At 65.2% G+C, this 19,077-nt stretch carries 19 protein-coding genes; 5 read left to right on the top strand and 14 right to left on the bottom strand.

Annotated elements, in window-relative coordinates; all coding sequences use genetic code 11:
* Window positions 1-79: 79 nt before the first annotated feature.
* Entirely contained in the window at window positions 80-1,045 is a 966-nt protein-coding gene (locus tag GQ651_RS07550; RefSeq protein WP_160763564.1) for a phosphoadenosine phosphosulfate reductase, read from the bottom strand.
* A 230-nt stretch (window positions 1,046-1,275) separates the two neighbouring features.
* On the opposite strand from GQ651_RS07550, the gene GQ651_RS07545 reads away from it, so the two are divergent.
* On the top strand, window positions 1,276-3,135 hold the full coding sequence (locus tag GQ651_RS07545) for an OmpA family protein (RefSeq protein ID WP_160763563.1): 1,860 nt from the start codon (window positions 1,276-1,278) through the stop codon (window positions 3,133-3,135).
* Window positions 3,136-3,209: 74 nt separating this feature from the next.
* Here GQ651_RS07545 and infC read toward each other — a convergent pair whose 3' ends face one another.
* From infC to cysG, 7 genes are all read right to left on the bottom strand, one after another.
* Window positions 3,210-3,812, bottom strand: a complete 603-nt coding sequence (gene infC / locus GQ651_RS07540; protein WP_160763562.1) for a translation initiation factor IF-3 — start codon at window positions 3,810-3,812, stop codon at window positions 3,210-3,212.
* 73 nt (window positions 3,813-3,885) lie between these two features.
* Window positions 3,886-4,728: a ferredoxin--NADP reductase gene (locus GQ651_RS07535; protein WP_160763975.1), complete on the bottom strand. Its 843-nt coding sequence runs from the start codon at window positions 4,726-4,728 to the stop codon at window positions 3,886-3,888.
* A 71-nt stretch (window positions 4,729-4,799) separates the two neighbouring features.
* The gene (locus tag GQ651_RS07530; RefSeq protein WP_160763561.1) at window positions 4,800-5,219 is read right to left on the bottom strand and encodes a DUF934 domain-containing protein; all 420 of its coding nucleotides are present in this window, start codon (window positions 5,217-5,219) and stop codon (window positions 4,800-4,802) included.
* Window positions 5,216-5,965 carry a phosphoadenylyl-sulfate reductase gene (locus GQ651_RS07525; protein ID WP_160763560.1) on the bottom strand — a complete coding sequence of 250 codons (750 nt, stop codon included), beginning with the start codon at window positions 5,963-5,965 and terminating at the stop codon, window positions 5,216-5,218. The genes GQ651_RS07530 and GQ651_RS07525 overlap by 4 nt, the downstream gene beginning before the upstream one ends.
* Window positions 5,955-7,625, bottom strand: coding sequence for a nitrite/sulfite reductase (locus GQ651_RS07520; protein ID WP_160763559.1), 1,671 nt, complete (start codon window positions 7,623-7,625; stop codon window positions 5,955-5,957). Before GQ651_RS07520 ends, GQ651_RS07525 begins: the two co-directional genes overlap by 11 nt.
* Before the next feature lie 4 nt (window positions 7,626-7,629).
* Complete coding sequence (locus tag GQ651_RS07515; protein WP_160763558.1) at window positions 7,630-7,932, bottom strand: DUF2849 domain-containing protein; 303 nt, start codon at window positions 7,930-7,932, stop codon at window positions 7,630-7,632.
* On the bottom strand, window positions 7,929-9,326 hold the full coding sequence (gene cysG / locus GQ651_RS07510) for a siroheme synthase CysG (protein ID WP_160763557.1): 1,398 nt from the start codon (window positions 9,324-9,326) through the stop codon (window positions 7,929-7,931). The genes GQ651_RS07515 and cysG overlap by 4 nt, the downstream gene beginning before the upstream one ends.
* Before the next feature lie 138 nt (window positions 9,327-9,464).
* On the opposite strand from cysG, the gene GQ651_RS07505 reads away from it, so the two are divergent.
* Window positions 9,465-9,926, top strand: a complete 462-nt coding sequence (locus tag GQ651_RS07505) for an Lrp/AsnC family transcriptional regulator (RefSeq protein WP_160763556.1) — start codon at window positions 9,465-9,467, stop codon at window positions 9,924-9,926.
* On the opposite strand, the gene GQ651_RS07500 is transcribed toward GQ651_RS07505, so the two are convergent.
* A complete protein-coding gene (locus tag GQ651_RS07500) occupies window positions 9,927-11,108 on the bottom strand; it encodes a cytochrome P450 (RefSeq protein ID WP_160763555.1) in 1,182 nt (393 codons plus the stop codon).
* 132 nt (window positions 11,109-11,240) lie between these two features.
* Here GQ651_RS07500 and GQ651_RS07495 point away from each other — a divergent pair, with 132 nt between their 5' ends.
* A complete protein-coding gene (locus GQ651_RS07495) occupies window positions 11,241-12,248 on the top strand; it encodes a DUF808 domain-containing protein (protein ID WP_160763554.1) in 1,008 nt (335 codons plus the stop codon).
* Window positions 12,249-12,351: 103 nt separating this feature from the next.
* Here GQ651_RS07495 and GQ651_RS07490 read toward each other — a convergent pair whose 3' ends face one another.
* The 5 genes from GQ651_RS07490 to GQ651_RS07470 are packed head-to-tail and all read right to left on the bottom strand — an operon-like array spanning window position 12,352 to window position 17,066.
* On the bottom strand, window positions 12,352-12,816 hold the full coding sequence (locus tag GQ651_RS07490) for an MAPEG family protein (protein ID WP_160763553.1): 465 nt from the start codon (window positions 12,814-12,816) through the stop codon (window positions 12,352-12,354).
* Window positions 12,817-12,820: 4 nt separating this feature from the next.
* The gene (gene mmsB / locus GQ651_RS07485) at window positions 12,821-13,693 is read right to left on the bottom strand and encodes a 3-hydroxyisobutyrate dehydrogenase (protein ID WP_160763552.1); all 873 of its coding nucleotides are present in this window, start codon (window positions 13,691-13,693) and stop codon (window positions 12,821-12,823) included.
* On the bottom strand, window positions 13,690-14,736 hold the full coding sequence (locus GQ651_RS07480) for an enoyl-CoA hydratase/isomerase family protein (protein ID WP_160763551.1): 1,047 nt from the start codon (window positions 14,734-14,736) through the stop codon (window positions 13,690-13,692). The genes mmsB and GQ651_RS07480 overlap by 4 nt, the downstream gene beginning before the upstream one ends.
* Window positions 14,733-15,875: an acyl-CoA dehydrogenase family protein gene (locus GQ651_RS07475; protein ID WP_160763550.1), complete on the bottom strand. Its 1,143-nt coding sequence runs from the start codon at window positions 15,873-15,875 to the stop codon at window positions 14,733-14,735. Before GQ651_RS07475 ends, GQ651_RS07480 begins: the two co-directional genes overlap by 4 nt.
* A 60-nt stretch (window positions 15,876-15,935) precedes the next feature.
* Window positions 15,936-17,066 (bottom strand): carboxylate-amine ligase, encoded by a 1,131-nt coding sequence (locus GQ651_RS07470; RefSeq protein ID WP_160763549.1) that lies wholly within the window; start codon window positions 17,064-17,066, stop codon window positions 15,936-15,938.
* A gap of 322 nt (window positions 17,067-17,388) precedes the next feature.
* On the opposite strand from GQ651_RS07470, the gene GQ651_RS18695 reads away from it, so the two are divergent.
* Both GQ651_RS18695 and GQ651_RS07460 read left to right on the top strand, forming a co-directional pair.
* The gene (locus GQ651_RS18695) at window positions 17,389-18,123 is read left to right on the top strand and encodes a VPLPA-CTERM sorting domain-containing protein (protein ID WP_227257988.1); all 735 of its coding nucleotides are present in this window, start codon (window positions 17,389-17,391) and stop codon (window positions 18,121-18,123) included.
* Window positions 18,124-18,458: 335 nt separating this feature from the next.
* Window positions 18,459-19,004 carry a VPLPA-CTERM sorting domain-containing protein gene (locus GQ651_RS07460; RefSeq protein ID WP_160763548.1) on the top strand — a complete coding sequence of 182 codons (546 nt, stop codon included), beginning with the start codon at window positions 18,459-18,461 and terminating at the stop codon, window positions 19,002-19,004.
* The last annotated feature ends 73 nt before the right edge of the window (window positions 19,005-19,077 follow it).

The following is a 19,077-nucleotide window of genomic DNA, read 5'->3' as shown; positions in this document are numbered from 1 at the left end:
TTCAATTCAAATTTTCGCCTCTTCTTGGCGAAAATACTCCGGGGGAGACGCCCGGAGGGCGGCGGGGGCAGAGCCCCCTTCACCCGGCCCGTTCGCGCATTCGTTCGGGCAGCGTCCCGCCCCGTTCGGCCAGCCGGTGCTCGGCGATCCCCAGATGATGCCGGAAACGCGGGATAGGCTGCCAGTCGAGGACGGCGCGACAAAGGAGGGCGGTCAGGTATGGCCGGTCATCGCCAAGCGTCCGGGCCAGCACCGCGCGCAGATAAGGCACATGGCGGTGGCGCGCCTTGAAGATGCGCCCGACCGCCGCCGGATCGAGCGCGCCGGCGACGGCGGCCTCGGCCAGACGCGAGACAAGCCCCATTGCGCGCAGATCCCCGTCTATCGCGCCCGAGCGGCCGCGCCGGTACCGGACATGTTCGATATTCGCGCCCTGAAAGAGCGTGGCGTGCATCGCGTCTTCTGTCTCGTCGGGGTCATAGATGACAAGGGCTTGCCCCGCCGCCTCTAGCATGAAGGGCGCGTAACCATAGCGGCTCCTGAAATCGAGCCCGCGCGCCTTCGGAAAACGGTCGTCCCATTCGGTGAGCCGCCGCTCAAGCGTGGCCTGCGGCGCCACCGCGATGACGCTGGCCCCCGGCGCTACGACGGAAAACGCCGCGGCCGCGTAACCGCACATGCCCGCGCCATAGAAGACCACATGGTCGAAATCCTCGAAGAAGCCTTCGTCCACCAGCCGGTCGAAATAGCCATAGACGAAGCGGTCGCGGTACCACGTGTCCGAGGTGGCGAGGATCGTCAGATGCGACCAGCCGCGGCTTTCGCAGACGTCGAAGCCGAGCGGCAGCCCGCGTTCCGATGTCGCGCGGATTCCGGTCACCGTCTCGAAGGCGACGAACAGCACTTTTTGCGAGCGGTCCACGAAGACCGCCGCATGATTGTCACCTAAAGGTGAAAAATACCCTTCTTCCTCACCGATCTCCTCAAGCTCAGCGAGCCATTGGGTTTCGGTGAGGTCTCCGGATAGGTTAGCCCCCGCTACCATATCACTCTTTCCCCACTCAGTGCGCCGATCCTAGCGGCGCTTGGGGGCGCTCATCAAGCCACGTTTGGCGGACAGTCGGTGGCGATTGTTTCCGCGCGCCGGGCGGCGGAATCACGCCGGAATGGCGGTTTTCCGGCCTGTCGTGGCGGAACAAGTGGCGGCGATCGGGGGTTTCCCTCGTGACAAGCCGCTCTGCATCGCCGGGCGGAACACAAGATAGGTGGTTGATCATGTTCAGTAAAATCAAATCGACAACGGCTCTGGTGACTTGCCTCAGCCTTGGTCTTCAGGCGCCCGCGATGGCGCAGGGCAATGGCGAAGGCCGCGCGCTCGGGCTTGCAAAACAGACGGCCCGTGACCTTGGGCTTCAGATGTGCATGGACGCGGATGCGCCTTGCGTGACCGAGGAGAATCTCGTCCTGCTGCCCGCCGACGCGACGGGCGAAGAGCTGTCCATCTGCGCGACCGACGCGGTCGAAGCGCCATGTGTGCGCGAGGAAGACGGACAGATTCTGGCCGAGGCCGAGAGCGAGCTTGTCGTGAATGTGCTGGCTGGCGTATCGACCGAAGGCGGCGCCGTTCAGGTCGAAGACAATGCCGTGATGGAAGCCGCCTCGTCGCCCGCGGGTGACGATGATGCCGCCGACACGACGGCAAGTGCCGAGGCTGAAGCCGCTATCGAGGCCGAACCGGCCCCGGCGGATCAGCCTGCGATTTCCGAAGCTGGGACGGAGGCGGATGCCGAAGCCGAGGGCGAGGCCGAGACGGCCGACGCCGCTGGCGACACCGAGGGCGCTGCCGAGGAGGAAGAGGTCGCTGCCGAAACGCTGGAAGCCCCTGCCGACGATGCGGATGCGGGCGAGATGATCGAAGAACAGACCACCGCCGAAGTCATCGAGGCGCCGGAAGGTGATGTCGAAGATGTCGATGTGAGCGAGCAGATCGAAGAAGAGACGACTGCCGAGGTGATCGAAGCTCCTGAAACGGAAACGGCCGAGGCCGAGGACGTGATCGAAGAAGAGCCGGTGCAGGCGACTGCTGCCGCGGCAGCCGCGACCGATGAGGGCGCGTCGGCCGAGGCCGAGGTCGTGACCGAAGACGTGACGGAAGAGTCCTCGCGGTCCGCCACCGAGGATTTCGAGACCGCCGCCACCGTGACCGAGGAAAGCGCCGCGCCTGCGGATGACGACAGCCTGTCGAATTTCGAGAAAGCGCTGCTTCTGGGTCTGGGTGCCGTGGCTGTGGGATCTATCCTGGATAATGGCGACGAGGTCGTTTCGAACTCGGGCGACCGTCTGGTCGTCAGGGAATCGGATGGCGAATTGCGCATTCTCAAGAACGACGACGCGCTTCTGCGTCAGCCGGGCGCGCAGGTGCAGACCGAGACCTTCAATGACGGCTCGACCCGCACCACCGTCACCCGTGAAGACGGTAGCCGGATCGTGACGATCCGGAGCGCCGAGGGTGTGGTCCTGCGCCGTGTGCGCGTTCTGGAGGACGGGACGCAGATCATTCTTGTCGACGACACCGCCGAGGTGCAGCCGGTCCGCGTGTCCGAGCTTCCTGAACCGCGGCCCGCGCCGGAGACGGCCGATGCGTCGGACGAGGACGCGTTGCGCGCGGCTCTGGCGGAAGCCGAGTGGCTGTCCAACCTCGACCGCAGCTTCTCGCTGCGTCAGGTGCGCGAAATCCGCGAAGTGCGCGAACTTGCTCCGCAGGTCGAGCTGGACGCGATCACCTTCGCGACGGGCTCCGCTGCGATCCAGCCAAGTCAGGCCGAGGAGCTGGCCGCGCTTGGCCGCGTGATGAGCCGGATCATCGAAGAGCGCCCGGAAGAGGTGTTCCTGATCGAAGGTCACTCCGACGCCGTGGGTGACGCGACTTATAACCTCGCCCTGTCCGACCGCCGTGCCGAAACGGTCGCGCTGGCACTCACCGAATATTTCGACGTGCCGCCGGAAAACATGGTGGTGCAGGGCTATGGCGAGCGCTTCCTGAAGATCGAGACGCTTGAGGCCGAACGCCTGAACCGCCGCGCGGCGGTCCGGCGGATCACGCCGCTGATCTCGGTCCAGACGGCCCGCCGCTAAGGCGCAGCGCGTTACAAACAAAAAGCCCGGGAGCGTGTCTCCCGGGCTTTTTCGTTTCCGTAAGATCGGCGGCGCTACTTGGCCGGGCCGATCATCATGACCATCTGGCGGCCTTCCATCTTGGGCATGTTCTCGACCTTGCCGAGCCCCTCGACATCGGTGGCCACCCGTTCGAGCAGGTCGCGGCCCAGATTCTGGTGCGCCATTTCGCGGCCCCGGAAGCGCAGCGTCACCTTGACTTTGTCGCCGGCTTCGAGAAAGCGCGTCACGTTGCGCATCTTGACGTCGTAGTCGTGGGTGTCCGTGTTGGGACGGAACTTCACCTCTTTGACTTCGATGGTCTTCTGTTTCTTGCGGGCCTCGCTTTCGCGCTTCTGCTGCTCGTACTTGAACTTGCCGTAGTCCATGATCTTGCAGACAGGGGGCGAGGCATTGGGAGAAATCTCGACCAGGTCGAGCCCGGCTTCCTCGGCCATCTCAAGCGCCTGACGGGGCGAGACGACGCCGACATTTTCTCCTTCGGCTCCGATGAGCCGGATTTCGGGCACGCGAATCTTGTCATTGATCCGGGGGCCGGTGTCACGCGTCGGAGGCGCGTTGTGAGGTCTGCGAGCGATGGTGGTTATCCTTCCGTTGCCGTTTCGCTGAGCGCGTAAAATAGGCGCGAAGTGGCGCATATTCAACCGGTTTCGCGCAGACGCACCTGTCCTGTTGCAAGGGGCAGAAAAGGGTGTGGCGCGGGCCGGACGGTCAGCCCACGAAGGCCTTTTCCACCACGTAATGCTTGGGATCGCTGTTGGCGCCTTCTTCCAGACCGAAGCCCTCGAGAATCGTCTTCATGTCCGTGTTCAGACCCATTGAGCCGCAGACCATGGCGCGGTCGGTTTCGGGCGTGATGCCGTCGACGCCGAGATCCCGGAACGCCTCGCCCGAGGTCAGAAGATCGGTGATGCGGCCCATCTTCGGGCTCTGTTCGCGGGTTGTGGTCGGGTAGTAGACCAGCTTGTCCACGCCGCCATCGGTCAGCTCGCGCATCATTTCGTCGGACTTCACATGGTCGACCAGCCGCCGTCCGTATTCCAGTTCCGCCACGTCGCGGCAGGTATGGGTCAGGATGACCTTGTCGAAGCGCTCGTAGGTTTCGGGATCGCGGATGAGCGAGGCGAAGGGGGCAAGCCCTGTGCCGGTCGCGAAGAACCAGAGCCGGTCGCCCGGCAGAAGCGCGTCATGGACGAGAGTGCCAACGGGTTTCGGCCGCAGGATCACCTGATCGCCGGGCTGAATGTGCTGCAGCTTCGAGGTGAGCGGGCCGTCCTGCACCTTGATCGAGTAGAATTCCAGTTCGTCGTCCCAGGAGGGCGAGGCGATGGAATAGGCGCGCAGGATCGGTTTCTGCTTGCCGGTCTTGGGGTCGGGATCGCCCATCAGGCCGATCATCACGAACTCTCCCGAGCGGAAGCGGAGCGAGGCGGGACGCGTCGTCCGGAACGAGAACAGACGGTCGGTCCAGTGCTGAACGCTGGTGACGGTCTGGGCGTCGGGCAGGATGGCGGGTTTCGCTGCGGCTTCGTTCACGGGTCTTTGCTCGGTCATATGGTCCATGCCGACCCGTTCCGGGTCGGTCCTCGTCTTAGCTTGTGTTGCAGGTCAGATAAAGGTGCGTCTCAGGCGCGGAGCCGCGACTGATAGTCATGGGCGGTCCATTCGGCGCGGGCGAGCCACTGGTCCTCGGGCTGGCGGCGGGCGAGATCGTCGTCGATCTCAACCTCGTCGAAGCCCGAGCGGCGGGCCATGGCGTACTGGTCCGCGATGACATGACCGCGCGCGCGTAGCCGTCCCTGATAGCCCATCAGGCGCAGGCGGCGCGCGATGGTAAAGCCACGCCCGTCGGCAAAACCGGGGAAATCGACGCGGATCAGGTCGATATCGTCGAGCCTGCCGGCCAGAGCCTGCGGATCGGCGTCGCTGGCAAGGTCCACGGCCATCACGGGGCCGGTGTCATTGGCGGCAAGATCGGCCAGCGGCACGATGGGTGCGGTCCAGTCGTCGGGCGTGAAGCCCCGGTCGGTGACGATGATGGTCATACTGCCTCCTCTGCGGCAGGGCGCGTGGCGCGCCCGCCCGCGACGTGGATGCCGCATTCGGTCTTTTGCCGACCGCGCCAGCGCCCGGCGCGGCTGTCTTCGCCCTCGGCCACGCGGGTGGTGCAGGGCAGGCAGCCGATGGACGGATAGCCCTTCGCCACCAGTGGGTGGCGCGGCAGGCGGTTGTTGTCGATGTAGTCCGCGACGTCCGAGGGCGACCAATGGGCCAGCGGGTTGACCTTGATCCGGCCGGCGGCGTCGGGCTCGAAGAAGTCGAGCGCCACGCGGCGGCCGCCCTGGTACCGTTTCCGGCCCGTCACCCACGCGCCGTAGGTGGTGAGGGCGCGCTCCAGCGGCCGGGTCTTTCTCAGGTCGCAGCAGGCGTCGGGGTCGGTGACGTGCAGCGTGTTCTCGGGGTCGGCGAGGAAGGTCTCGTCCCGGTCGGGGCGGATCACGGTGACGTTCGACAGGCGCAGTTTGGCGGCGAGGTCCGCCTGATAGTCCAGCGTCTCGGGAAAGAGCATTTCCGTATCGACAAAGAGAACCGGTGCGGTCCGGTCGATGGTGGCGACCATGTGAAGCAGGACCACTGCCTCGGCCCCGAAGGACGAGACAAGCGCGGTCGGGCCGACCTGCGGGTCGGTCAGAGCGTGGGCCAGCACGTCATGGGCGGCGTGATGCGCGTGGCGGCGGTTCAGGTCCGCGACGCGGGTCGCGACCGGTTCGAGCGGGGCTTCAAGCGGCATGTCTCTTCTCCTGATCGGGGTAGAGCGCGGCCTTGAACGGTGTCAGGCCGAGCCGGCGGTAGGTCTGAAGGAAGGTCTCGTCGGCGCTGTCGCGCAGGTCGAGATAGGCCATGACCAGACGCTCGACGGCGGGGATGATCTGATCCGCCGAGAAACCCGGACCGGCCCGTTCGCCGATGGTGGCCGTCTCGGTGCCGTCGCCGCCGAGGGTGATCTGGTAGTTCTCGACGCCCGCGCGATCCAGCCCGAGGATGCCGATATGACCCACGTGGTGATGCCCGCAGGCATTGATGCAGCCCGAGATCTTGATCTTGAGCGGGCCGATATCGTGTTCGAGCTTGAGCGCGTCGAAATGGGTCGCGATCTCCTGCGCGATGGGGATCGAGCGGGCCGTCGCAAGCGCGCAGTAATCCATGCCGGGGCAGGCGATGATGTCCGAGATCAGGCCGATATTCGCCGTGGCGAGGCCGTGCGCGCGAAGGGTCGCGTAGACCTGCGGCAGATCGGATTTGTGGACATGGGGCAGGATCACGTTCTGCTCGTGGCTGATTCTAAGCTCGTCATGGCCGAAGCGTTCGGCAAGGTCTGCGAGGACGCGCATCTGTTCGGCGCTGGCGTCGCCCGGCGTCGCGCCGTGGGCCTTGAGCGAGACGCTGACGATGGCGTAGCCGGGCGCGCGGTGTTCGGTCAGGTTGGTATCCGTCCAGGCGCGGAAGGCCGGATTGGCGGCGCGGTGGGCTTCATAGCCGTCAGTGGAGGCGTCGCGGAAGGCGGGTGGGGCGAATTCGGCCTCGATCCCTGCCAGAAGTTCCTGATCGACGCCGGAGAAGGCGGGGCGCAGCTCGGCGAAGCGCGCCTCGACAAGGTCGCGGTATGTGTCGAGCCCGTTCTCGGCCACGGTGATCTTGATCCGGGCCTTGTACTTGTTGTCGCGGCGTCCAAGCAGGTTGTAGACGCTGACGATGGCCTCGACGTAAGGCAGCAGGTCTTCGCGCGGCAGGAAGTCCCGGATGATCTGACCGACCATCGGGGTCCGGCCAAGGCCGCCGCCGACGATCACCTCGAAGCCCGGCTCTCCAGCGTCGTTCCGCACCATGCGGAGGCCGATATCGTGGGCCTTGGTCACGGCGCGGTCATTCGGGCTGCCGGTGATGGCGATCTTGAACTTGCGGGGCAGGAACTGGAATTCCGGGTGGTCGGTGGACCACTGGCGGAGAAGCTCGGCCACGGGGCGCGGGTCGGCGATCTCATCCGCCGCGGCACCGGCGAAATGGTCGGCGGTCACGTTCCGGATCGTGTTCCCGCTGGTCTGGATGGCGTGCATGCCCACATCGGCCAGCGCGTCGAGCATATCCGGCACATCGGCCAGCTTGGGCCAATTGTACTGGATGTTCTGGCGCGTGGTGAAATGGCCGTAGCCCTTGTCCCACCGCTCGGCCAGATAGGCGAGCTGGCGCATCTTGGCGCTGTCGAGCGTCCCATAGGGGATCGCCACGCGCAGCATATAGGCGTGAAGCTGAAGGTAGAGGCCGTTCATCAGGCGGAGCGGTTTGAACTCGTCCTCGGTGAGCGAGCCGTCGATACGGCGTTCGACCTGTTGGCGGAACTGCGCGACCCGTTCGCGGACGAAGGCATTGTCGAATTCGTTGTACGTGTACATGGGGTTACTCTCCGGCCTGTTTGCCGTGGGCATAGTTGGACGGCCCGCGCGTGCGAAACGCTTCGCGGAAATGGATGGGCGCGGGGCCGGTGTCGGTGGGTTTGGCGTCGGCAAGGTAGGCGCCGACGACGACGTCCGGCTGCGAGATCGCAAAGAGCAGCCGGTCTTCGGCGACGGCCTCGTCCTCGATCAGCTCGGCATCCGCGATGTCGCGGGTCCAGCGGTCGTCCTCGGTCAGCCAGACGGCGTCGCCCTCGAGAAGGGCGTTGGCGGTGACGACCTTGGGGGTGAAGGGGCGGCGGGTCATAGGGCGATCTCCGTCGAAAAGCTGGGTGCAAGGGCGGCGGCGGCGCGGGGCGCGAGGCCGAATAGGATGAGGGCGGGGCCGTTCAGGTCGGCGCCGGCGATGTCGTCGGGAAGTGCTGCGAGCGTGGTGGAGAGCGTCCGCTGATCTGGGCGGGAGGCGTTCTCGATCACGCTGACGGGCGTGTCGGGGGCTGCGCCATGCATCATCAGGCGGCCCTGGACGAACCGCGCGGCGCGCTTGCCCATGTAGATCGCGGCGACCTCGCCCGGACGCGCCAGGGCGCGCCAGTCGTGGTCGGCATAGCCCTTCATGTCGTGGCCGGTGATGAAGCGGACGCTGGCGTTCCGGCCGCGCCGGGTCAGGCTTTGCCCGATGGAGGCGACGGCGGCAGAGGCGGACGTGATGCCGGGGACGATGGAGAATGCGACACCGGCGGCCTCGCAGGCTTCGATTTCCTCGTCCAGACGACCGAATACGGTGGGATCGCCCGATTTCAGGCGGACGACATGGGAGCCTGTGAGAGCGTGCTGAACGATCAGCGCGTCGATTTCGGCCTGCGGGGTGGAGGGGCCGAAGCCCTCTTTCCCGGCGTCGATGATCAGGGCCTCGCGGCGCGCGAGTTCGAGGATTTCGGGCGTGACGAGGCGGTCGTGGATCACGACGTCAGCCTCATGCAGCGCGCGGCGCGCCTTGAGCGTCAGAAGCTCGGGGTCGCCGGGGCCGGAGCCGACGAAGCTGACGCGGCCCTCGTCGGCGCGGGCGGCGAGGTGCCTGTCGAGTAGGCTGTCGAGCGCGGGCGTGAGCGCGTCTTCGCCTGCCTCGTCAAAGGCCTGCGGTCCGGTGCGGAAGTAGAAATCCGACCAGAAGGCACGGCGCGCCCGGCCCATGGGAAGCGCCTCGGCGGCGGCGCGGAACGCTTTGCCCACACGGGCCAGCGTGCCCAGTGCGCGGGGCAGGCGTTCTTCCAGGTCGGCCTTGATCGCACGGGCGAGGACAGGGGCCGCGCCCTCGGTGCCGATGGCGACGGTCACGGGGTCACGGTCGACGATGGCGGGGGTGATGAACTGCGACTGTTCGAGGTTGTCGACCCAGTTGACCAGAGCGCCGTCGGCACGGGCAAGCGCGGCGACGCGTGCGTCCTCGGCATCGTCGTCATTGGCGGCGTAGAAGAGCACGGCGCAGGTGGCGTCGCCGGGTTCCATCGCGCGGCGAACCAGCGTCAGGCGACCGACACGGGCGAATTCGGCGATCTCGGGCAAGGCATCCTCGGCAAAGACCGTGATCCGGGCCTCGGTCTTCAGAAGCAGGCGCAGCTTGGCGAGCGCGGCCTCGCCACCGCCCGACACGACGATGCGGCGGCCCTCGACGGCGACGAAGATGGGAAAGTGCTTCATGGGCTCGCTCCGAACATTTCTTGTCCTCAAGATAGAATATTGTTCTGGATATTGGCAGATACTTGCGCCAGATAAGGACAAATGTTCCGTTTCGGCGTGAGTCTGGAACGGTGTTTCCAAAAAAGACGGAGGACGGGAATGTCAGTGCGGTTGGACGAGTTGGATCGGAAAATCTTGCGCGAGTTGCAGCGGGACGCGAGCCAGTCGCTGGACGATATCGCAAGCCTTGTGGGCTCGTCGAAGACCCCGGTCTGGAACCGAATCCGGAAGATGCGCGAGGCGGGCGTCATCGGCGCGCAGACCGTGATCCTGGACGCCGAGGCGCTTGGGTTTGAGGCCTGTTTCTTTGTCCTGATCCGCACCTCGGCCCATGAGGCGGACTGGCAGGCGAAGTTCCTCAAGGCTTTGAAATCACGGCCCGAAGTGCTTGAGGCGCATCGGCTGGCGGGTGATATCGACTATATCCTGAAGGTGCGCGTCAGGAACGCACGGGCCTATGACGAGTTCTATCAGGCGCTGATTTCGGAAGTGCAGATCTACAACGTCACCGCGCTTCTTTCGATGGAAGAGATCAAGTCGACGACGATGCTGCCGCTTTGATCAGGTGGTGACCATCAGCTTTTCGCGGCCCCGGAAGTGATAGAGGTTCGCGACGCGGGGCGGCTCGATCAGTTCGAGGTTCCGGAAGCGCGCGAAGAGGATCGGCAGGGCGATCTGCATCTCGAGCCGCGCCAGAGGTGCGCCGACGCAGAAGTGGATGCCGCCGCCGAAAGACGCGTTGGCACGGATCGGGCGGAACGGGTCGAAGACGTCCCCGTCGGGCCAGACGGCGTCGTCGCGGCAGGCCGATGCCAGAAGGCAGCCGACCTCATCGCCGGGGTCGAACCTCTGTCCGAGGATCTCGACGGGTTTGTAGACATGCCGGGTGAACATGTGGAGCGGCGGGTCGAACCGCAGGCATTCCTCGACCGTGCCTTCGATGGCCTCGGGGGCGAGCGCCTCGTCCCGTCCGGCGAAGTTCCAGAGCTGGACCACGGCGTTGCCGAGGGAATGAACGGTCGCCTCGTGGCCCGCGTTTAAGAGCAGGATGCAGGTGGTGATCAGCTCGTCGGTGGTGAGCTTTTCGCCGCCTTCCTCGGCGGCGATCAGGTGGCTGATCAGGTCGTCGGCAGGCTGGCGGCGGCGCACCTCGACATAGGAGCGGACGAATTCCGCGAACTCGGCGGCGGCGCAAGCGGCGTCTGCCTCGATCTCGGGGGTGCGGCGGGCCTGATACATGGCCACCATACGGTTCGACCATTCGAGAAGCTCGGGCGCGAGGCTTTCCGGGACACCGAGGAGGCGCGCGATGACGATCACCGGAAGCTGCCGCGCGAAGACATCGAGGAGATCGAACGGACCGGAGGGCGCCTTGGACAGGAGATGGTCGGCCGTTTGCGAAATTTCCGGTGCCAGATGCAGGATACGCCGCTTCGTGAAGGCGCGGAGCACAAGCCCCCTCAGTCGGGTGTGGTCGGGCGGTTCGCGTTCGAGCATCGAATGCGCCTCGACATCGTAGAAGGGCCGGAGTTCGGGGCGGACGGGTTTCTGCTGTCCGGGGGGCACCTCGCGCCCCATGTCGCGATGCTTGAGCACGGCCATGACCGCCTCGTGGGTCGTGGCCATGGGCATTCCATACTCGTCCCAGTACACGAAATCCCCCATCGCCCTCAGGCGCGCGTAGAACGGATAGGGGTTCTGGACGAAGCCGGGCTCCGTCGGGGACTGTCTCACCGGTTCCATCATCTGCGCTTCCCACGCTATTTGATGCTGTTCGCAAAATCCGAAATAACTCGACGGGGGGTTGCCGCAACCTAGCCTTTTAGACAGGTCGTGGCGTGCGACGGATTATTCGGTTCGACAAGAGGGTTTGGTATGAGCGGACTTCTGGCACTTCTGGACGATGTTGCGGCGATTGCCAAGCTGGCGGCGGCGCAGGTCGACGACATTGCCGGGCAGGCGGCCAAGGTGGGCGCCAAGGTGGGTGCGGGCGTTCTTGACGACGCGGCCAAGGCGGGCGCCAAGGCCGCCGGCGTCGTGATCGACGACGCGGCCGTGACGCCGAAATACGTCACCGGGCTGCCGGCGGCGCGTGAATTGCCGATCATCTGGAAGATCGCGCGGGCGTCTTTTTTCAACAAGCTGGTCATCCTGCTGCCTCTGGCGATCCTTCTGGACACGTTCCTGCCCTGGATCGTGACGCCCTTGCTGATGCTGGGGGGGGCGTATCTGTGTTTCGAGGGGGCCGAGAAGGTCTGGCACCTGTTCCGGCCGCATGAGGAAAGCCACGCGCAGGAGGCCGAGACGCTGGATGCGGCGCATCTGGAAGAGACCCGCGTGAAAGGCGCGATCAAGACCGATTTCATCCTGTCGGCCGAGATCATGACGCTGGCGCTGTCGACGATCGAATCCGACGACTGGCTGTCCAAGGCGCTTGTACTCGCCATGGTGGCGATCGGGATCACGGCGCTGGTCTATGGCGCGGTGGCGCTTCTGGTGAAGATGGACGACGCCGGGCTGACCCTGTCGCGGATCGGGCGGCTGGCGGCCACGCGGGCCTTCGGGCGCGGCATGGTCAAGGCGATGCCTTACCTGATGAAGCTGATTTCGACCGTGGGGACGCTGGCGATGCTCTGGGTCGGGGGCAACATCATCGTTCACGGGCTTGAGGTGCTGGGCTGGCACTGGCCTTACGACACGATCCACCACGCCGCCGAGGCGGTTGGCCAGGGGAACGGGCTGCTAGAATGGGTCGTGGTCGCCACGCTCGACGGGATCGTTGGGCTTGCGCTTGGCCTTTTGCTGATCCCTTTGGTGACCAAGGCGATCGCGCCGGTCTTTACCCGGCTCTTCCCCGAGAAACAGGCCGGGTCGGCGCACTGAGGTCCGGTTTCGCCGCCGACTGCGTCGGCGTCGACCGACCGGGGGGAGCGCTGCTCCCCCCGGACCCCCTCGGAGTATTTCCGAACAGAAGAAGGCGTGTGGCTCAGCCGAGGAGGAGCGCAGAAAGCGACCAGACGGCCATGACCATGACGAGAAGCGAGCCGACGGTATAGAAGCTGGCCCGGATGTCGTGGATTTGCGCGGTCGCGTAGGCCCAGAAATGGCCGGCGCGGGCGAGGACGAAGCCCCAGAAACCGATCAGCGTGGCCCAGAGCGGCGGGTCGGTCGCGACGAAGAGCGCGCCCGCGACCCAGAAGGCGGGGATGTTTTCGAGGTCGTTCAGATGCATCCGCCGGCTGCGCTCGACCCTTGGGTTGGGATCGAGCTGTGCGGGATCGGGGTTCGGGTTGAGCGGGGTCTTCTTCAGGTCTTCGGGCGAGGCCCATCCGGCGCGCTCGCTGAGCATCGCGTGAACCGTCATCCAGCCCTGTCCCATGAGCTTCAGCACCATGACCGACGCGGCCGCGGCGTAGTGCCAGAAGACGGGATTCTCGAGCGTGTAGAGCATCCGGTCAGCCCCTCGGGCGTTTCTCGAAGCGGGGCAGCATGGCGGAGAAGTCCTTGCCGCGGCCATCCTCGGCCTCGACGAATTGAGCGTAGAGGTCGCGCGCCCGTACGCCCATGGGCGTGTCGGCGTCGACCGAGGCCGCAGCCTGTTGGGACAGGCGCAGGTCCTTGAGCATGAGTTCCGCCGCGAAGCCCGGTCGGTAGCCGTTATCGGCGGGGGACCGAGGACCGACGCCGGGGGCGGGGCAATAGGTATTCATCGACCAGCTCTGACCGGACGAGGTCGAGACCACGTCGAACATGGCCTGCCGGTCGAGGCCGAGCTTGTCGGCCAGCGCGAAGGCCTCGCAGGTGGCGATCATGGTGACGCCGAGGATCATGTTGTTGCAGATCTTGGCGGCCTGACCGTTGCCGGACGGACCGCAATGGACGGCCTTCTGGCCCATGATCTCGAAGAGGGGTTTGGCGGTGAGATAGGCGTCCTCGGGGCCGCCCACCATGAAGGTGAGCGTTCCGGCGTCGGCGCCCCCAACGCCGCCCGAGACGGGGGCGTCGAGCGCAAGAAGGCCGGCGTCGGAGGCTTGTGCTGCGACGGCGCGGGCGCTGTCCACGTCGACGGTCGAGCAGTCGAGCAGGATGGCGCCGGGTGTCATGGCGGGGATGACCTCATCCGCCACGGCGCGAAGGATCGCGCCGTCGGGCAGCATGGTGACGACCACCTCTGCGCCGGTCGCAGCGGCGGCGGCGCTGTCGGCGGCGGCGACGCCATCGGGCATGGGGGCGGCGGTGTCGAAGCCCGTCACGTCATGGCCCGCTGCGGCGAGGTTGCGGGCCATGGGCGCGCCCATGTTTCCAAGTCCGATGAAGGCGATTTTCATGTGGGCGTCTCCTGGAATGTGAGGTCGTCCGGGCCGAGCGGCATGAGCATGGCCGAGACCTCGGCCGGGGTGGGGGCGTCGGGCGCGGGGTGGCGCCATGTCGGCGCGCGGTCCTTGTCGATGACGGCGGCGCGGATGCCTTCCTGAAAGTCGCCCATCTCGACGATGCGGTGGGCGAAACGGTATTCCTGCCGAAGCGCCTCGTCCATCCGGTCGCGGGTGCGGGCTCGGTGGATCAGTTGCACGGCGGTGGCCATGGCCAGCGGTGCGTTCCTTGCCAGACGGTCAAGCGTGGCGTGGGTCCAGTCGGTCTCGTCGCCTCGAAGCGAGGTGAGGATATCGCGGAGCGTTTCGCCGCCGAAATGGGTGTCGACCAAGGGCTGCTCGGACGCGAGCGGGCTGTCCGGAGCGGGCATGGCCGCCGCGTCGATCGCGTTCCAGTCGCCGGTCTCTTCGAGACGGGCGATCAGGTCGGGCCACGCGGCCTCGGGGATATAGTAATCCGCAAAGCCCGCGTGGATCGCATCGCCCGGCCCCATCCGTGCGCCGGTCGTGCCGAGATACTCGCCGAGGCGTCCCGGCGCCCGCGCCAGAAGAAGCGATCCGCCCACGTCCGGCACCAGCCCGATGGTGCATTCCGGCATGGCGATGCGGGAGGTGTCGCCCACCACCCGGTGCGAGCCGTGGCAGCCGATGCCGACGCCGCCGCCCATGGTGAAGCCCTGCAGGAAGGTCGCCACGGGTTTGGGGAAGTCGAAGAGGGCGAGGTTCAGCGGGTATTCGGCCCGCCAGAAGCGGCGCACCTCGCCATGGTCTCCGGCCTTTAGCGCGGCATAGATGCCGGCGATATCGCCGCCCGCGCAGAAGGCACGGTCGCCCGCGCCGTCGATAACCAGCATCGTGACGTCGTCGTCCGCGGCGAAGCGCGGCAGGGCGGCGCTCAGCGCCTCGACCATGTCCCACGTGATCGCGTTCAGCGCGTCCGGGCGGGTCAGGGTGATGCGGCCGGTCCGGCCCGTTTTTCGGATGTGAATGTCGCTCATCTGGTCTTCAGCATATCGCGGGCGACGATCACCCGCATGATTTCGTTGGTGCCTTCGAGAATACGATGCACGCGCAGATCGCGCACGATCTTCTCGATGCCGTAATCCGCCAGATAGCCGTATCCGCCGTGAAGCTGAAGGCAGGTGTCGGCGGCGCGGCTTGCGGCCTCGGTCACGAAGGCCTTGGCCATGGCGCAGCGTCGGGTGGCGTCGGGTTGGGCGGTATCCAAGGCCCAGGCGGCGTGGCGGAGAAAAGTGCGGGCGGCCTGAAGCTCGATCTCGGTATCGGCCAGCTTGAACTGGAGTGCCTGAAAGCGGTCGAGGGGCTGACCGAAGGCCTGACGCTCGGCCATGTAGGCGAGCGTCTTGTCCAGCGCGGCCTGCGCGGCGCCGAGGGAACAGGCGGCGATGTTCAGGCGGCCGCCATCGAGGCCTTTCATTGCATATTTGAAACCGTCCCCCTCATTTCCAAGGAGATTGGCGGAGGGAATGTTGCAATTGTCTAAGTGCACTTGTCGGGTCGGCTGGCTTTTCCAGCCCATTTTGTCCTCAAGAGCGCCGAAGGAGAGGCCGGGCGTGCCGTCTTCGACCAGAAAGGCAGAGATGCCATCCGGTCCGTCGCCGCCCGTCCGGGCCATGACGATGTAGGCATCGGAATAGCCGCCGCCCGAGATGAACGCCTTGGTCCCAGTGAGGCTCCAGCCGGTGTCCGTGCGGGTGGCGCGGGCGCGGAGCGCGGCGGCATCGGAGCCCGAGCCGGGTTCGGTCAGGCAGTAGGACAGGAGTCGACGCATGGCGATCACGTCGGGCAGGAGCCTGTCGCGAGTCTCGGGCCGGGCGTGGGCCGCGACCATTGCGGCGCACATGTTGTGGATCGACAGGAACGCCGCGACAGAGGCACAGGCGCCCGAGAGCGCTTCGAAGACGATGGTGCCGTCGAGCCGGGTGAGACCCGCGCCGCCTGCGTCCTCGCTGACATAGAGCCCGCCGAAACCGAGGGCGGCGATATCGGTCCAGAGGTCTTTCGGGATGGTGCCGTCCGTCTCCCATTGCCGGGCATGGGGCGCGATCCGGTCGGTGGCAAATGCGCGGGCCATGTCGAAGATGGCGGATTGTTCGTCCGACAGGGCGAAATCCATGGCGTCCTCCGCAGGAATTGAACACTTGTCCAGTTAACGTGGCCGGACAGGCCGGGCAAGTCAGAGGTCGGCGGTGAATTCCTCGATCAGGTGGTTCACGACGGCACGAAGAGCGCCCTGATGATCCTCGCCCGCCTCGCGCGCGCCGGCATAGACGCGGCGCTGACGGTCGGAACTGGTGCCACCGGCAACCATTTCCGGGGCGCGGTGCACCTCTTCGGTACAGCGCAGGATACCGGCGTCCTCTTCGATCAGATCCAGAAGCTCGGCCAGCAGGTCCTCCATCGGCTTGATCTCGTTTCGGCCGAAGTCGATCAGCCCTTCCGAGGCCCCGAACCGCTGGGCCCGCCAGCGGTTTTCGCCCACAAGGAAGGTATCGTAGATGCGCCAGCGCATGTTCGAGCGCGACAGCCGCCAGAGCATCCGGGTGATCGACTGGGTCAGCGCGGCGATGGTCAGAGTGTCTTCCAGCCTGGGCGAGACGTCGCAAATCCGGCTTTCGATCGTGGGGAAGCGGTGCGAGGGGCGGAGATCCCACCAGATCTTGGTCGAGTCCTCGATGATGTCGAGCGAGGTCAGCGCCGTGACCGTGCGCTGGTATTCGGACCAGCCCGAGAAACGCGGCGGCAGACCGGTGCGAGGCAGGTTGTCGAACACCGTCAGCCGGTAGGAGGCGAGGCCGGTATCCTGCCCCTGCCAGAAAGGCGAGGAGGTCGAGAGCGCCAGCAGGTGCGGCAGGAAATACATGAGCTGGTTCATCAGGTCGATGCGGGTGTCCTTGTCCTCGACGCCCACATGAACGTGCATTCCGCAGATCAGCATCCGCCGCGCGACGCCCGCGAGCGCCCGTTCCAGATCGTTGTAGCGCTCGCGGTCAGTGTGGTGCTGTTCCTTCCAGTCCGCGAAGGGATGGCAGGAGGCGGCGATGGGGGCGAGGCCGAACTCGGCTGCGACCTCGGCCACGGTAGCGCGGAGGTGGCGCAGGTCCTCGCGCGCCTCATTGATATTGGCGGCGACCTGCGTGCCGACCTCGACCTGACAGGCGAGAAACTCGGGGCTGAATTGGCCTTCGAGCCGTTCCGCGCAGGCGTCCATCATGGCGTCCGGTGCGGAGGCGAGTGCGCCCGTCTCGGGTTCGACAAGGAGGTATTCCTCTTCGATCCCCATGGTGAAGGCGGGCGGGTTGGTCATGGGTCGGCCCCTCGCTGTGATATGCCTGTCTCAAGCTAGAGCAAATGCGCGGCTGCACCGCAAGGCCGCTGATTCGCGGATTGGTTCTGATTTTTGCACAGTCCTATCCACAGGCTCTTACCGTCCACGGATCGGATTTTCGCCGCTTGTGCCGACGCGGTCGAAAGGCACCAAATGCCGGATTTTGCCGCGATTTTGCCCCATTTTGGACGTATTTCCTTGGGGCAGGTCTTGCCGTCGGGTAACGTTAATGCGGGGTTAAACCCGTGTTTTTTTTGGCGGCGTCTGCGCCGCGTTCCTGGTGGGGGAAATTATGAAACTTATGAATACACTGCTTGCGGCGGGGGCGTTGTCCTTTGCTGCGGGCGCTGCAAGCGCAGCGACATATACAATCGAGGATTTCGGCGAGAAGAAGCCTGACGATCCGTATGTGAGCCAGGGGTATATCTACGACCCGGCCAATGGCGTGAACGGTCAGTGCTACGACAAAGAGACTTGGTGCCTTAAGGAAGCCGGCACGCAGGACTTTCTGACGACGATCGACACGACGCCTGAAGATAACGTCCTGTTCTCGCTCCTGGGTTTCTACGTGAACCTCGACGGCGTGGGTTCGCAGGAAGGCGAGGGCGACGACGCTATCGTCAACTATCTGCGGATCACGGATAACACTGACGAAGGCGACGTTCTGACCCTGGGTCTGAACATCGACTACAAGAACGACACCGACTACAACTCGCTCGTGAGCATCTTCACCGTCGAAGAGACGCCGGAGGAAGTCAGCTTCCTCGACAAGCGCAGCGAAGGGTTCTGGGTGATTATCGAAAGCGGCTTCACCGACGTCACCAAGTTGACCTTCGAGGCGCTTGGCTCGGCGAACGTGCGGATCGACTGCATGGCGCTGGCCCAAGGCGGTGATCATGGCTTCGAGGGCGTAAGCTCGATCAGCACCTGTGCACCGAGCATGCCGCCGCCGCCGGAAATCCCGCTGCCCGCCGCCGGCTGGCTGCTGATTGGCGGTCTTGGCGGTCTGGCTGCGATGAAGCGGCGCAAGTCTTAACGGCCTGAACCACCCACCTTTGTATCGACGGCGTCCCATCTGGGGCGCCGTCCTTGCGAATCGAGGCCCGGATGCGTCCGGGCCTTTGTTTATTAATGCGATACAATGATGGAACTGGGGCATCATCGTTCACGCTGCGATGGCAGTCATTGTGAAGCGTCTGTGGATAAACCCAGATATAGGGGCTATTTGCCCCATTTTCGCCACAATTTGCTTCCTTTGGGGAACTCTTGGGCGTAAGGTCTAGTTGGGTGAATAGCGTCTATTTCGGACGCGATTGTTTGGTGGGGGTACCATCTATGAATGTTTTTAGAACTATAATTGCGGTCGCAGCTATGTCGGTCATCGGTGGCGCTGCAAGCGCGGCGACCGCCAAGTGCGGTGATGCGCTGGCCGCCCTCGTGACCGGTACGTCCGATTGCGAGATCAGCTCTACAGCGAACCAGGATTTTCTGAACACGACACCGATTACGGTGAACGGCGAGGCGTTCTTCGGTTTCACTGACTGGGTGTATCTCGACAAGGACGAAGGCGTCGATGTCGATGATGAGACGGTTTACAGCAATCCCGAGGTCTCTTCGACAAATTACCTGTCGGTGAACGGCGACGGCACGAGCGGCACCTGGGCGATCTGGGAAGGTCTCGCCAGCATGTACTCGGACGGTATGCTCATCTTCAAGGATGGCAACGACACGTTTCTGACGGGTTATCTGCTCAGTGGTTTCACTGGCCTTTACGGCGACGTGTTCGACGGCAAGGACATCAGCCACGTGACCCTTTACGGGCGTGGAGTTGGACAGGAAATCCCGCTGCCCGCCGCTGGCTGGCTGCTGCTTGGCGGTCTTGGTGGCCTGGTGGCGATGAAGCGCCGCAAGTCGTAAATCTCGCCTCTCTGGCGATGCAAAGGCGGCCCTTCGCGGGCCGCCTTTTCGATTCCGGCGGAAAGCTGCCGCC

Source organism: Kangsaoukella pontilimi, from assembly GCF_009830125.1.
Taxonomy (GTDB): Bacteria; Pseudomonadota; Alphaproteobacteria; order Rhodobacterales; family Rhodobacteraceae; genus Kangsaoukella; species Kangsaoukella pontilimi.
The sequence above is the reverse complement of the archived record's forward strand: the minus strand, read 5'-3'. Positions and strand labels throughout refer to the sequence as shown.